Here is a 13,877-nt window from a genome sequence, read left to right on the forward strand (position 1 = left end):
TCGCCACCGCGGTGTTCACAACCGGATGGTGGTGAACACCGCGGCCGTGCTGTCCTGCCGGTAGTAGATATCCGCGGGTGCGTCGGCGAGATGCGCGTCGGGGAGCCAGCTGTAATCGACGGCCCGCAGGGTGAGCGGTCCGGCCGGGGCCGTGAGCTCGACCTCGACCCCCGCGGCGGGCGGGGCGTAGAACCGGAACCCCTCGGCCGGCACCGGCGTGATGTCACGCCCCGCGACCGTCAGTGAGCGGACCTGCCCGGAATACCGCAGCGCGACGGAGGTTGCGCCGCGCGTGGATCGCAGCCGCAGTCGCACGGTGCGCAGATCCGCCTCGGTGCGATCGGAGAGAATATCGGCCGCCGGACCGGAAAGGTCGTGCGGCGCGGCGGCGCCGACCGCCACCGCGTCGCTCCACAACTGCGCGAATGCTCCGTGCGGAGAACCGGATTCGACGAACCCTCGCGTCCATCGATCCGGCGCCGCGGTGGACATCCACTGCGCCTCGCGGCTGTTCGCGTCCAGCGCATAGGACAGTTGCGACATCAGCGGATGCCGTGCGTCGAACCGGTCGACGATCGTCCCGGCCGCCGCGAGCGCCACCGTGAGAACCACCGCCGTGACGGGGACCAGGACACCTCGGCGACTCGGCCACGCATGGGTCAGGGTGAGCGTGAACAATCCGCCGAGAATCAGCACCACGGGCGCGGTGAGATATGCGGCGGCGGCGATTCCGGTCTGCAACGCCGCATACGCGGTACCACCGGCGAACACCGCCGCCGGGACGAGGAACAGGGTGAGCACCGGCAACCGCAGGCGGTCGGGCACCGTGAACGTCAGCACGACACCGCCGACGGCGGCGAGCGCCGGGATCACCACCATCACACCCGCCGCGGGCGACAGGGCCGTGACCACCGCACCGATCGCCGTCACCGCGCACAGCACACCCACGGCCGTCGCGGAGGGCCCGAACAGCCGCCGCGACGTCGCGTACCAGGCGGTCAGGACGGCCACACAGGCCGTCACCACGGCCGCGCCGTAGAACTGCGGCCGATACGGATCGACGAACAGCTCGCGATACTCCGGGCGGATCGCCGTGATCGCCGTCCACAACCCGTAGACGACGCCCATGCCGATCGGAACCGCCACCAGCGCGGCCGCCGCCGCGCCCAGTGTTCGGCCGATCGTGGCCTCACCGGTGCGCCGGATCCGCCACACCACCCAGGTCGCGAGCAGCACCGAGGCCACCGCGGCCGCGACCACCACCCACAGCGGCAACACCACCAGCTCACCGAACGGCAGCGGAAAATACGCGCGATCCGGCTGATCGGCCGCGGCCCGCAGATCCCGCGCCGCGAATTCGCGGGCCGCGGCGGTGGTGTTGTCACCGAATTGCTGCACGGTGGCGAGGTCGACGTGCTCCGGATCGTCGAACGGGTTGTGGTAGTACGCGTTCCGACCGGCGAAGGCCCAGTCGAGCACCCGGAAGCCACGTGGATCGAGCGCCGCGAAATCGGTGTTGCTCCCGGTCTGCTCACCGGCCAGGGTCGTGGACAGCGAATCGGTGTTCGGATGCGGTACCCCGGTGACCACGCCGATCAGCCCGGCATCGGGGTGGCTGATCCGCCACAGCATCGGTGGACCACCGGCGCCGCGCGCCTCGTGATTGATCACCACACCGCCGCGCGGATCGGCGCCGCCGGAGGTCGCGAAGGCCTCGGCGCCGAGCAGGCCCACCTCTTCGGCGTCGGTGAGCAGCACCACGAGATCGTTGCGCGGCTGCGGTCCGCTCGCCCGCAGCGCGCGCACCGCCTCCAGGATGGTCGCGACGCCGACCCCGTCGTCGTTCGCGCCGGGGCCCGGCGGCACCGAATCATAATGCGCGACAAGATAAATCGTGCCGGTCGCGGCGCGCCCCGGCCAGCGTGCGACGATATTTCCGGTCTCCCCGAGCACCGCTACCCCACGATGCGGATCCACCGGATACCTGCCCACTCCGTAGCGAACATCGGTGTCCAGACCCAGTTCTCGCAGCTTTCCCACCAGATGATCGCGCACCCGGTCGTGTTCGGCGGTGCCGACGGGATGCGGGCGCGAGGCGATCTCCCGGATCGTCGCCAGCGCGCGCTCGGCACTGAACTCCCCGGCCGGGGTCGCGACGTCGCGATATCCGTGCGGTTGCTGCTCCCAGGCCGTCGCGATCGCGATCAGGACCAGGACAGCGAAGGCCAGCACACCCGATACTCGACGCCCCATCTTGCGATGGTAGCGGCGGCGCCGCGCAAATGGCCGTCACGGCAACGGTTTCGATCCGTCCGAGCACAACGGTGGGATCGCCCGATGCGCGGATTAGCCTCGGTCCGATGAGCCTTTCAGTTCCGATCGGGGTGTCGGTGTGGCCGCGACCCGGCGTGGCCAACGACGTCGACGAGGTCCTCCGACTCGCCACCGCGGCGCAGCACACCGGGGTGCGCTCGGTGTGGTTCGGGCAGAAATTCGATCTCGACGCGCTGACCCTCGCGGCGGTCGTCGGACTCGCCGTGCCGGAGATCGGGGTGGGCACCTCCGTGGTGCCGATCAATCCGCGTCATCCGCTGGTCGTCGCGTCGCAGGCCCAGACCGCACAGGCCGCGTCGGGTGGCCGTTTCCGCCTGGGAATCGGATTGGGCGCTCCGCCACTGGAATCGGCGGCCTTCGGCATCCGGGAGGACAAGCCGGTCCGGCGGCTGCGCGAATATCTGATCGCGCTGCGCCAGGCCATCGAGGACGGCACCGTCGATGTCCAGGGCGAGCGGATCTACGCCCGCCCGCCGATCCCCACGACGGTGCACGGCGGCGGCGATATCCCGCTGCTCGTGGCCGCCATGGGCCCGCTGGCGCTGCGGGCCACGGGCGAAGCCGGCGACGGCGTGCTGCCGTTCCTCGCCGGGCCGCGCACGCTGGAATCACATATCGTGCCCACTCTGCAGCGGGCTCGCCCGGCGAATCCGGTGCGGCCCCTGCAGGTGGTCGCCGGCGTGGTCGCGGTGGTGACCGATCGCGCCGACCAGGTGCGCGAGACCGCAGCGCAGGCGCTGGGGTTCTACGAGCAATTCGATTCCTACCGCGCGGTTCTCGACCGCGAGGGCGTGGCGCACGCGGTCGATGTGGCGCTGATCGGCGACGAGGAGCACGTCGCCCGCGGCCTGCGGGCCTATGTCGAGGCCGGTGCCACCGAACTGCTGATCCATCAGACCGACCTCGCCGGCGAGGACGATCAGCTGCGCACCTGGAAGTTGCTGGCCGAACTCACCGCTTGATCATGCTCGCCGCCTGATCATTCGGTGCGGGGCCGGGCGATGACGATCGGGCATTCGACGCTGTGCATCAGCGCCTGACTGGTGGAGCCCAGCGTCATCCCGGGAAATCCGCCCTTGCCGTGGCTGCCGACCACGACGAGTTGTGCGGCGGCGGATTCGTCGAGGATGCGCCGCACCGGCCGATCCTCGACGACGACCCGCCGCACCGAAACCGGTTCGTCCGGATCCTCGTGCGCGGCCAGGGCAACGTCGAGGAGCCGATTGCCCTCCTCTTCCAGGGCCGCCGGGGAGGGGTAGTCGCCGAACCGCTGCCAGGTGTGCACGACCACCAGATCGGTCCGCCGCCGCCGCGCCTCGTCGACGGCGATCGCGAGAGCCTGTGCGCTGCACGGGGAATCGTCGTATCCGACGAGCACCGGACGTTCGGAACCGAGCAGCGGATCCGCAGGCACCACCGCGACCGTACCGCGAGCGTGCCGTACCAGCGCGGTGCTGACCGAACCGAGCAGGCTGCGCTGATATGCCCCGAGCCCGCGTGCGCCGACCACCACCAGGCGGGCCTCATCGGCTTGGGACAGCAACGCGGGAATGATCGGCGCATCGATGACGGCGGTGTCGATATCGATTTTCGGGGCGATATCGGCCGCCACCCGAGCGGCCTCCGCGACGGCGCGCTGCGCCTGCTCGCGGGAGCGCTCGTGGTAGGCGCACACGCCCTCGTCCGTGGCACGGTCCTGCGGAACCGGCGGCACCGCCGAGATCACTTCCAGCGGAACCCGGTGCAGCGCCGCATCATTCGCGGCCCAGCGCGCGGCCCGCAGCGCGTCGTCGGAACTGTCGACTCCCACCACCACTGGCGCCTTCGAGGCCATGCGTCCCACCTTCCGAGCGGTTCACGAGCGTTCCAGGGCGAAGACACCCCCACCCTACCGGCCGCGATGGTGACAACTGCGATACTGGCAATACTCTGGCGAATGCACCCGACGAAATATCGCTCTGGGAGGCATCATGCGGCACGTGCCCGACCGCTCGACCATCGTGGCGGCTCTGCAGTTGGCTGCCCGCGCCCCGTCCGTGCACAACACCCAGCCCTGGCGTTGGGATTTCGACGGGACCCGCCTGCACCTGTTCAGTGATTCCACCCGGCAACTGAAGGTGGCCGATCCGAGCGGGCGGCAGGAGGTGATCAGCTGCGGCGCCAATCTGCACCATGCCCGGATCGCCTTCGCCGAGCAGGGACATCCGATCGCGGTGTCCTACGTTCCCGAGGAGGGGCTGCACGACCTGCTGGCCGTCGCCGAATTCGAACCGCCGCGCGCGCCGTCGGACCGGGAACGGGCCCTCGCCGCCGCGATCCGCGCGCGCCGCACCGACCGGCTCCCGATGTCGGCGCCGGACCGGCCGGAGCTGGTGCAGCAGCTGCGCGAGGTGGCCGAGATCGACGGTGTGCGGTTGAACGCGGTCGACGATTCGGTGCGTCCCCGGCTGGCCGCCGCCTCCGAGCAGACCGCCGCCATGCAGCAGTTCGACACCCCGTATCAGAACGAATTACGTTGGTGGACAGGCAATTTCGATATTCCCGAAGGGATCCCGCCCTCCGCTCTACCGACCGCGCGTGAGGCCGCGCTGGTCGACGTCGGCCGCGATTTCCCGATACCGCCCGGAAGTCCGCATCGCACCGGCGAACCCGATCACGCCACCCTGGTGGTGCTCAGCACCGCCGAGAACACCCCGCACGAGTGGCTGGCGACCGGCGAGACCTTGTCCACCGCCCTGCTGTCCGCCACAGCGGCCGGCCTCGCGACCTGCCCCCTCACCCACATCACCGAAATCCCGGCCGCCGTCCGCGCGATCAGCAGTCTCCTTCCCGACCCCGATCGCATACCCCAGGTCCTCATCCGCCTGGGCACCGCACCCCACGACACCTTCGTCCCACCCACGCCGCGCCGGCCGGTCGAGGATTTCCTGTCGTTGCCCCGGTGAGGCGCGGGTCGGATCACGCCGTTGACCCGAGCGTGAATTACTGAGAAGGTTTGCATGTCACCCTTTCAGTGACGCCGCCGCGCCGACGGCCGGAAACTCCTGCGCGAGAGGGAAACGATGGGCAACGCGAGCCGGACCTCCCTGCTCCACCGCTACGTGGGCGACCGGCGATTCCTACTGGCGCTGCCCCGGGCGGTCGGCCTGCAGATCCTGCATCCCTCGATCGCCGCGGCGCTCGACGAACACATGCCGCCCATGCGGCTGTGGTATCACAAGCGGCGAACCGTATCGCGGACCATCCGAGCGGCCTACGAGGACCGCGACCACAGCCACTTCATACTCGGTATGCATCAGCATGTGAAAGGCGTGGACGACCGTGGCGCGCGCTATCACGCACTGAATCCCGAGCTGTTCTTCTTCCAGCACGCCACGTACGTGGAGACGCTGGTCTTCGCCACCAACACGCTCATCGCTCCTCTCTCCGACCGCGACCACGAGCGGCTCTACGAGGAATGCTGCGAGTGGTATCTCCGCTTCGGGGTGTCGGCGCGCGACATGCCTGCGGACTGGGCCGCGTTCGTCGACTACTTCGAGCAGACCTGCGCCACGCGGTTGCGCCTCGGTCCGGCCGCGCGAACCTTCGCCCCCGAGGTGATCCGGCCGAGCGCCTGGATCCCTCGCTACCTCCCCACCTTCGCCGTCCGCGAGGTCCTCCACCCGCGCGCCCGCGCCCTGTTCGGCGTCCACCCGGAACCCGGCGACCACGCCGCCTTCCGGTCCTACGCCAGGGGCCTGCGACTGGGCGCGGCCGTCGCCCCGTCCTGGCTGCGCTACCTCCCGTCGGCGCGAGCCACCCTGGCGAGCTAGCCACCGGCTCGCCACACGCTAGACTGACCACGCCTGTTCGTCACCCCCGGGAGGCACAGGCACCGTGGACCACTGCGAGGCAGGTGCGAAACCCGTTGTGAAACGGGGTCTTTCACACTGTCGCGCACGGCCCGCGCCCTCGTAGCTCAGGGGATAGAGCACCGCTCTCCTAAAGCGGGTGTCGCAGGTTCGAATCCTGCCGAGGGCACTGGAACTGCGACAGCTGTTTCCGCAGGTCGCGTGCGCTTCATGCGCTCATCGGCCGGGAGCGAGGCCGAGGGATTCCAGGAGGGCCGCGCCGGCCGGGTCGCGGGCGAGGATCGAGCTGCGGGCCTGCTGGTAAGGGCAGTGCGCGGCCTCGAAATCGACTGCCGTGGCGAGCACCGCGGGGCGATCGCCGGCGAGCAGGGCGGCGCCGCGGCCGACGATCGCGGTGGCGATCGGGTTGCCCACCACAGTATTTCGCGCGGAATCCAGGACGGCCGCCGCCTCCGGCCGACCGGCCAGCACCGCCGCCTCGGCGCGCAACGCCACGTACCAGTGCCGCCAGATCCACAGCTCCTGCTCGTCCAGATCATCCGGTGCGGTGGGCAATTCCGCCCAGGCTCGGTGCGCATGCCCGGCGTGCAACAACTGTACGGCGGTGAAGACCCCTCGCCAGGCCGCGGGTGCCCCGGACAGCTCGGCGGCGCTCGCCTGCCATCGAGCCTGCGCGGGGAGGTCACCGCGCAGGCCGTGGATCAGCGCGACAGCCGCCGCCGACACCGCCAACTGCGGTGCGCGCGCCCGCCCGGACAGCTCGCGGGCATCGGCGAACCGCTGGCTGTCCGCCAACACGGCGTGCGCGTCGCCGGCCAACGCCCGCGCGACCAGGACACGCGAGGTGGCCAGATCGCCACGCTCGGCCAGCAAGGGCAGATCACGCAGTTGCGTGGCCCAGAGCCGCGCGCCGGCCAGATCCCCGTTCCCGATACAGCTGTCCGCGGCCTCGGACAGCGCGCCGACTCGCTCCAGCGCGCCCGCCGCGGTCGCCGGCGCCGCGGCGAGCAACTCGACCCGGCGGCGAGTTGTCACCGCGTTCGAGGCCGCGTCGCCACACCACCACTGGGCGGCGGCCAGTGCGTCCAGGGCCGCGCTGCGAGCCAGCGGATCAGCGGTTCGCCCCGCCAGGCCGACCGCGCGTTCGGCCGATGCGATCGCCTGCGGACCATCGGATTCCGCGGCTCGGAGACCACATTCGGCGAGGGCGACGGCCGCCGCGGCAGCCGGATCGTCTCCGGCCAGGCCGCGGGCCGCGGCCAGCAGCTCGACCGCCTCGGGCAACACAGGCGGCTCGTCGAAGGTATCCGACATCCGGAAGCAGGTGCTCACCGCCGTCGCGAGATCTCTTGCGGCAGCGGCATCGTCACCGGACTTTCGGGCGACCTCCGCCGCCGCCAGGTACAGCCGGTACATCTCGGCGCCGTGCAACCGGCACCCGGCCGTGGCGGCCGCCTCGCGCAGCGCCTCGGCCGCCACGGAGGGGTCGACGGTGAGCGCGGCGGCCTGCTCGTAGCGCCGCTGTGATTCACCGATCAGGTTGCGGGTGAAGGCGATCCGCGCCAGGGTCAGCGCCAGGCCGGATGCCGCCGCCCGCTGCCCCGGCTCGGCTGCCGCCCAGTTCAGCGCCGCCCGCAGGTCGTCGGCCATTCCATCGAATTCGGTTCGCCACGAACCGGTTTCGGGCCGCCGCGCGAGCGCGGTAGCGGTCGCCAGACTCCACGCCAGATGCCGGGCGAGCATTTCGGGCAGCTCGCCGAGCGAGTCGAGCTGTTCCCGCGCGTACTGGCGGACGGTCGCCAGCATCCGATATCGGATACCGGTGCCGGCCGGAACCACCGTCAGCAGGCTCTGCTCGGTGAGCCGCGCCAGCCCGTCCGGGACCTCGTCCGGCGCCAGCGGCGGACCACCCGACACCTCGGCGGCGGCCATGGCGGTGAACGGCCCGGCGAACACCGCCACCCGCTGCAACAACCGGCGATCCGATTCCGTCAGCAGCCCTCGACTCCAGTCGAGCGTGGCCCGCACCGACCGGTGCCGTTCGTCCGCGCGGCGTCCACCCACGAGCAGCCGCAGCGGATCCGAGAGGCTCGAGGTCAGACCGTCCAGACCCAGCGTCGGCAGCCGGGCGGCGGCCAGTTCGATGGGCAACGCCAGACCGTCCAGCCGGGCGCAGATCTCGGCGACCCGACCGGTCTGCTCCGGGGGCACCGACCAGCCCAGTGCCTGCGCCCGATCCAGGAACAACGCGACCGCGTCGGCGTTCTCCTCCAGGGTCAGCGGCGGCACCGCGTAGACCTGCTCGAACGGCACCATCAGCCGGGACCTGCTGGTGGCCAGTACGGTCACGCCCGGACAGCGCGCCAGCAAGCGTTCCAGGAACGGCGCCACACCGTCCAGCAGATGCTCGCAGTTGTCCAGCACCAGCAGCAGCCGACGGTCGGCCAGCGCCGCCGTCACCGATTCGTCCAGGTCCCGGCCCGGTTGTTCGCCGATACCGAGCGCGTGCGCCACCGCCGCGCCGGTCATCTCCGGATCGGTGACCGGTACGAGATCCACGAACCAGACCCCGCCCGCGAACTCGTCGGCCAACTGCGCGGCAACGGCCAGCGTCAGCCGCGTCTTGCCGACACCACCGGGACCGAGCGCGGTCACCTGGCGGTGCGCGGCGACCAGCGCGCGCAGTTCCGCCTGCTCCCGGGCCCGGCCCACGAACGAGGTCAAGGCCGTGGGCAGCACCGTTACCGGCGCCGCGGCCGGTCGGCGATCGCCGAGCGCGGCCGCCCGTTCCGCGAGCACCCGCCGATCGGGCACTCCCGCCTTGCGCAGCAGCGACGACACGTGGGTCTCCACCGTGCGCACGGAAATGAACAGTTGGGCCGCGATTTCGGCGTTACTGCGATGCTGCCCGACCAGGGCGAGCACCTCGGCCTCCCGAGCCGAGATCTCGGCGGCGATCTGCTTCGACACGCCCCCATTCTGACGCCCGTACCGGTACCACCACGTACCGGATCCGTGGTGGATTCCGTGGTCACCACGGATGTCGCGCGGCGCCGCGATTCCTACCGTGGAAACCACAAGAACACGACACCGCAGGAGATTTCATGACCACCCTGGGCATCAGGACCGTGCTGCACCCGGTCACCGACCTGGCCGCCGCGAAGGCCGTGTACGCCGCGTTGCTGGGCGTGCCGGCGAGTGCCGAGAGTGCCTATTACGTCGGCTTCGAGGTCGGTGACACCCACGTCGGCCTGGTCCCGGGTGGCGGGCCGCAGGGCATGACCGCACCGGTCACCTACTGGGCGGTCCCCGATCTGGAGGCGAAGCTGGCCGAGCTGACCGCCGCCGGAGCCGTGGTCGGAGAACCGATCCGCGACGTCGGCGCGGGCCGCCGGGTCGCCACGGTGATCGACCCGGACGGCAACGTGCTCGGCGTGCTGCAGGACAACTGAAATACCCGACTCGAACGGAGACGACGATGACCACGAAGACCTCTGCCGCGGTGAGCTTCTCGACCGAGGAACGCGCCGCGATGAAAGAGCATGCGCGGGAACTGAAGACCGCCGCCCGCCGTGGCGGCAAGGCCGCGAAGGCGGACGGCACCGCCGATGTGCTGGCCAAGATCGCCGCGATGCAGCCGGCCGATCGCGCACTGGCCGAACGGATTCACGCCATCGTGACGGCCGAGGCGCCGGATCTCGCCCCGAAGACCTGGTACGGAATGCCGGCCTACGCCCGCGACGGCAAGGTGGTCTGCTTCTTCCAGAGCGCCGAGAAATTCAAATCTCGTTACGCGACACTGGGTTTCAACGACACCGCGCGCCTCGACGAGGGCACGATGTGGCCGGTCACCTACGCACTGACCACGCTGACGGCGGCGGATGAACAGCGCATCGCCGACCTGATCCGCGCCGCGGCCGCCTGAACGCATCCGCGGCGCCGCCGTCCCCGGCGACCGTGTCGAATCTCGGCGGACCGAGATTGTGAAACAGGTTGTATCGGCAACTTTTGCATTCGGCGAAAACGCGTAGAATTCCACCAGGTCGGGACAGCTATTTGGAGCCCTATCATGATCAAGAAAAGGAATTCACACTCGAAATTCGCACGGTTGGCGGCCGCTGCCGGAATAGCCGCGGCTGCCGCGGTTCCGGTCGTCGCCGCCGCGACGCAAGCGGCTGCCGCGACACCCAACTCCGCCACCCAAGCCGTCGACAGCCCCGGCTGGGGTAACGGCGGCGGCTGGGGCCACGGCGGTGGCTGGGGTAAAGGCGGCGGCTGGGGTTGGGGTAACGGCGGCGGCTGGGGTTGGGGTAACGGCGGCTGGGGTTGGGGTAACGGCGGCGGTTGGGGTAACGGGGGCGGCTGGGGCTGGAACCCCGGCTGGTGGAACCCCTTCGGCGGCGGCTGGGGAAGCTACTAGTGCCGATGACCGGGCCCGGACACGCACAGCGTGCCGGGCTCGGCCGCGTCGAATACCGTTCCCGCGCCGCCGAAATCGACCCACCGGGCGGAAACTGGTGACCGAATGAGAATCGTGTGTATCGGTGGCGGGCCCGCCGGACTGTACTTCGCCATTTCGATGAAGCGCCGCGACCCGGCCCATGCCATCACGGTGATCGACCGAGATCCTCCCGGCTCCACCTACGGTTGGGGCGTCGTGTACTGGGACGACCTGCTCGACATCCTGTATCGGAACGACCCCGACAGCGCACAGGCGGTGCGCGCCGGCTCGGTCGTCTGGCGTGAGCAGGCGATTCACGTGGGCGACCGGACCGCGTACTTCCCGGGCTACGGCTTCAGCATGGGGCGCGCGGCATTGCTCGAGGTGCTGTCGCGCCGGGCGAGCGATCTCGGCGTCGACGTCCGGTACGGCCGAGAGGTCCACGATCTGTCCGGCTTCGACGACGCCGATCTCATCGTCGCTTCCGACGGCGCGAACAGCCGGGTGCGGCAGCTGGACGATCATCGGTTCGGAACATCGGTGACCCTCGGCGAGAATCGTTATATCTGGCTCGGCACCGACAAGGTCTTCACCCGATTCACCTTCGCCTTCGAACACACCCCGGCCGGTTGGATCTGGTTCCATGCCTATCCGTCGATCACCGGAAGAATCAGCACCTGCATCGTGGAATGCCAACCGCAGACCTGGCGCGGACTGGGATTCGATTCCCCGGACACCGCGGCGAATGTGCGTGTGCTGGAAAGCATTTTCCCGCGCGTGCTCGACGGTCATTCGTTGATCAGCAAGTCCCGAGGCGAAAACGCGAGGTGGAGTTGTTTTCCCGAGGTGACCAACAAATCGTGGTACCACGACAATGTGGTGCTGCTCGGCGACGCGGCGCATACGACGCACTTCACGATCGGTTCGGGCACCCGGTTGGCGATCATCGACGCCATCGTGCTCGCGCAGAGCTTGTACGAACACGGCGAGATCGCCGACGCGCTGGAGAATTACGACGCGCAACGGCGCGCCGCGATGCGCCCGATTCAGGCCGCGGCCCGTGCCAGCATGACCTGGTTCGAACGCGCCGACCGGTATCTCGACCGCGATGCCGTGCGGTTCGCCTACGCGATGGCGGTCCGGCACGGGCTGCAGATGCCGTGGCGCTACCAGATGCACCTGCTCATGCAGATACCCGCCGTGCGCACGATGCGGCGTGCCGTCGATTCCGGACAGCGGTGGTGGCGGGCCGCGCGGCGAGGGGAACTGGCGATGGGCCCGCACTGACCCGGCCGGGCCCGTCCTGGCTATTCGGCCGCGTGACCGCTCTCGTCGCGATGCAGCACCCAGGTGCCGCGGCCGGCGGCCTTGGCCCGGTACAGGCCCACGTCGGCATCGTTCAACAGTTTCTCGGCGTTCGCGCCGGCGACCGGGGCGACGACGGCGCCGATGCTGGCCGACATCGCCAGCAGATCGGTGGGACCGACGGGCACCGGTTCTCGCAGGGTCGCGAGCATGGCCTCGGCGGTGGCGTGGGCGGTCTTCTCGTCGCAGGGTGGTGCGAGCAGCGCGACGAACTCGTCGCCGCCGATGCGGGTGACCGTGACCGACGGTGAGGTCAGTGTCGCGTCCAGCCGCCGCCCGACCTCGGCCAGCACGCTGTCGCCCGCGCGGTGACCGTAGCGGTCGTTGATCAGCTTGAACTCGTCGAGATCGAGAAAGCACAAACCGATGTGGTCGGCGGGGCCGGCCGTGGCGACGATGGCCTCCAACTGCTCGAGCAGGCAGTGCCGGTTGGGCAGACCGGTCAACGGGTCGTGGCGCGCCTGCCACCACAGCTTTCGCTCCATCTCGCGCCGCTCGGTGATGTCCTCCCCGACGGCGAGCAGGCGCAGATCACGTCCGCCCGCGCCGCGCACCAGCGTCATCGTCCACGCACCCCAGCAGACGGTGCCGTCGGGGCGGCAGAAGCGGCCTTCGAAGTGCACGGTGCCGTGCCGGCGCTGATACAGATCGACGACCACCTGCTGGAGCTTGTCGCGGTCCTCGGGGTGCATCAAATCCAGCCCCGCGACCCCCGGCACGTCCTCCGGTTTCATCCCGACCATCCGCGCCGTGGTCGGGTTGGCTTCCAGCGTGATGCCGTTGCTGTCGTACAGCGCGATCGCCACCGCGGCGTTGTCGAACACCACCCGGAACCGCTGGTCGGCTATCTCCTGGCTGTCCGTGTGGACCTTCAACAACTCCGCGCTGTAGCCGCGCCCGAGTTCGCCCAGGAGGGCGCCGAACCGCTGCGTGCGATCCGGCCGCCGCGACCGCTCCAGCAAACAGGCCAGCACCGTCGCGGACGGAGTCATCAGGGCGGGATCGGTCAGCTTCCACCGCACCATCTCGACCCCGACTCGGTACGCGGGCGACGGATCGAACGATTCGGCCGACATGGCGGCTTCCAGGTCGACGATCCATTCCGTCAACTGGTGGGAGCGCGGCAGAGCCGTCGGCACGCCACCACAATCGACCAGGGCCGCCGACCAGTCCCGCGCCATGTCGGCAGCCTCGCGCCTGTCCATCCGCGAGGACCTTCCTCCATCGCCGGACCCGGGGGCCCGGCACCGACGACCCTCCCCATTCGCTAACAACGAGCATACGAAAGAACCGCCCTGCCGTGTGGGCGACGACACGAACCGGCGCACTACCCGCAGGCAGCGGTGGGCCCGCCCCGAGCGCGCAAACCTCACCCGCACTACGTCAGGGTCGGAGAACCGGCCGCGTCGACGGCACCGGCTTGCGAGACCGCCGGACCGACCCAACGCACCCTGTCGCCGATTCGCGCCGGCGAGCGAGGCGCTCTTCGAGGGTGAAACCGACCGGCGCACCGCCTCGGCGCGGTCGGTGGCCCAGGACACCCGATGTGGCGCGGCGGCGAACGCGCGATCGGCCGAGCCGCCTCGAATGACATGACAAATACAGTGCGACAAGCTATTTCAGGGAGATTCATCGAATTTTCTTGACGGTCCACTGCTTACAGCGCAGAATGGCGAGCGGGGACGGGGAGGAAGTCGCCGGGCGATATCAGGGGAGGATTCGCAGCAGGCCCGAAAGTCCTTGCGGTAGCGCGACTTACATTTACCAGGACGACCATGTCTCTGGACTGGTACGGGGGGTTGATCAGTGGTGTCGGCATTTTCGGCATGATCCGCTTTCCTCGTACGGCTGCATCGATTCTCGGTTGCGCAGATTCTCGGTTGCAC

The 13,877-nt window shown here is 69.8% G+C and carries 11 protein-coding genes and 1 tRNA gene; 8 read left to right on the plus strand and 4 right to left on the minus strand.

Features of this window, described 5'->3' with window-relative positions; all coding sequences use genetic code 11:
- Positions 1-15: 15 nt before the first annotated feature.
- Positions 16-2,253 (minus strand): M20/M25/M40 family metallo-hydrolase, encoded by a 2,238-nt coding sequence (locus NMI01S_RS02085; protein ID WP_084512172.1) that lies wholly within the window; start codon positions 2,251-2,253, stop codon positions 16-18.
- A 107-nt stretch (positions 2,254-2,360) separates the two neighbouring features.
- Here NMI01S_RS02085 and NMI01S_RS02090 point away from each other — a divergent pair, with 107 nt between their 5' ends.
- Positions 2,361-3,296 carry a TIGR03564 family F420-dependent LLM class oxidoreductase gene (locus tag NMI01S_RS02090; RefSeq protein WP_062994336.1) on the plus strand — a complete coding sequence of 312 codons (936 nt, stop codon included), beginning with the start codon at positions 2,361-2,363 and terminating at the stop codon, positions 3,294-3,296.
- 17 nt (positions 3,297-3,313) lie between these two features.
- Here NMI01S_RS02090 and NMI01S_RS02095 read toward each other — a convergent pair whose 3' ends face one another.
- The gene (locus NMI01S_RS02095) at positions 3,314-4,168 is read right to left on the minus strand and encodes a universal stress protein (RefSeq protein WP_062994337.1); all 855 of its coding nucleotides are present in this window, start codon (positions 4,166-4,168) and stop codon (positions 3,314-3,316) included.
- A gap of 136 nt (positions 4,169-4,304) precedes the next feature.
- Between NMI01S_RS02095 and NMI01S_RS02100 the strand changes: the two genes are divergently transcribed.
- From NMI01S_RS02100 to NMI01S_RS02110, 3 genes are all read left to right on the plus strand, one after another.
- Positions 4,305-5,279, plus strand: a complete 975-nt coding sequence (locus NMI01S_RS02100) for an Acg family FMN-binding oxidoreductase (protein WP_062994338.1) — start codon at positions 4,305-4,307, stop codon at positions 5,277-5,279.
- 117 nt (positions 5,280-5,396) lie between these two features.
- Entirely contained in the window at positions 5,397-6,146 is a 750-nt protein-coding gene (locus tag NMI01S_RS02105) for an oxygenase MpaB family protein (protein WP_062994339.1), read from the plus strand.
- A 135-nt stretch (positions 6,147-6,281) separates the two neighbouring features.
- Positions 6,282-6,354, plus strand: a tRNA-Arg gene (locus NMI01S_RS02110).
- 47 nt (positions 6,355-6,401) lie between these two features.
- Here NMI01S_RS02110 and NMI01S_RS02115 read toward each other — a convergent pair.
- Positions 6,402-9,155 carry an ATP-binding protein gene (locus NMI01S_RS02115; RefSeq protein ID WP_218020896.1) on the minus strand — a complete coding sequence of 918 codons (2,754 nt, stop codon included), beginning with the start codon at positions 9,153-9,155 and terminating at the stop codon, positions 6,402-6,404.
- A 134-nt stretch (positions 9,156-9,289) separates the two neighbouring features.
- Between NMI01S_RS02115 and NMI01S_RS02120 the strand changes: the two genes are divergently transcribed.
- From NMI01S_RS02120 to NMI01S_RS02130, 4 genes are all read left to right on the plus strand, one after another.
- Positions 9,290-9,637 (plus strand): VOC family protein, encoded by a 348-nt coding sequence (locus tag NMI01S_RS02120; protein WP_036498073.1) that lies wholly within the window; start codon positions 9,290-9,292, stop codon positions 9,635-9,637.
- Positions 9,638-9,663: 26 nt separating this feature from the next.
- Positions 9,664-10,110, plus strand: coding sequence for an iron chaperone (locus tag NMI01S_RS02125; protein ID WP_062994340.1), 447 nt, complete (start codon positions 9,664-9,666; stop codon positions 10,108-10,110).
- A gap of 144 nt (positions 10,111-10,254) precedes the next feature.
- Positions 10,255-10,605, plus strand: coding sequence for a hypothetical protein (locus NMI01S_RS33885; RefSeq protein WP_084512175.1), 351 nt, complete (start codon positions 10,255-10,257; stop codon positions 10,603-10,605).
- A gap of 105 nt (positions 10,606-10,710) precedes the next feature.
- On the plus strand, positions 10,711-11,913 hold the full coding sequence (locus tag NMI01S_RS02130; RefSeq protein WP_062994341.1) for an FAD-dependent monooxygenase: 1,203 nt from the start codon (positions 10,711-10,713) through the stop codon (positions 11,911-11,913).
- A gap of 20 nt (positions 11,914-11,933) precedes the next feature.
- Here the strand turns inward: NMI01S_RS02130 and NMI01S_RS02135 are convergent, their stop codons facing one another.
- Positions 11,934-13,196 carry a diguanylate cyclase domain-containing protein gene (locus NMI01S_RS02135; RefSeq protein ID WP_062994342.1) on the minus strand — a complete coding sequence of 421 codons (1,263 nt, stop codon included), beginning with the start codon at positions 13,194-13,196 and terminating at the stop codon, positions 11,934-11,936.
- Between the last annotated feature and the right edge of the window lie 681 nt (positions 13,197-13,877).

Origin of the sequence: Nocardia mikamii NBRC 108933, from assembly GCF_001613505.1 — a bacterium.
Lineage (GTDB): Bacteria > Actinomycetota > Actinomycetes > Mycobacteriales > Mycobacteriaceae > Nocardia > Nocardia mikamii.

Coding starts and splice junctions, on each gene's coding strand:
- NMI01S_RS02135 (WP_062994342.1), bottom strand. CDS start 13,196: ATGGACAGGCGCGAGGCTGCCGACATGGCGCGGGACTGGTCGGCGGCC.
- NMI01S_RS02090 (WP_062994336.1), top strand. CDS start 2,361: ATGAGCCTTTCAGTTCCGATCGGGGTGTCGGTGTGGCCGCGACCCGGC.
- NMI01S_RS02085 (WP_084512172.1), bottom strand. CDS start 2,253: ATGGGGCGTCGAGTATCGGGTGTGCTGGCCTTCGCTGTCCTGGTCCTG.
- NMI01S_RS02125 (WP_062994340.1), top strand. CDS start 9,664: ATGACCACGAAGACCTCTGCCGCGGTGAGCTTCTCGACCGAGGAACGC.
- NMI01S_RS02095 (WP_062994337.1), bottom strand. CDS start 4,168: ATGGCCTCGAAGGCGCCAGTGGTGGTGGGAGTCGACAGTTCCGACGAC.
- NMI01S_RS33885 (WP_084512175.1), top strand. CDS start 10,255: ATGATCAAGAAAAGGAATTCACACTCGAAATTCGCACGGTTGGCGGCC.
- NMI01S_RS02100 (WP_062994338.1), top strand. CDS start 4,305: ATGCGGCACGTGCCCGACCGCTCGACCATCGTGGCGGCTCTGCAGTTG.
- NMI01S_RS02120 (WP_036498073.1), top strand. CDS start 9,290: ATGACCACCCTGGGCATCAGGACCGTGCTGCACCCGGTCACCGACCTG.
- NMI01S_RS02105 (WP_062994339.1), top strand. CDS start 5,397: ATGGGCAACGCGAGCCGGACCTCCCTGCTCCACCGCTACGTGGGCGAC.
- NMI01S_RS02130 (WP_062994341.1), top strand. CDS start 10,711: ATGAGAATCGTGTGTATCGGTGGCGGGCCCGCCGGACTGTACTTCGCC.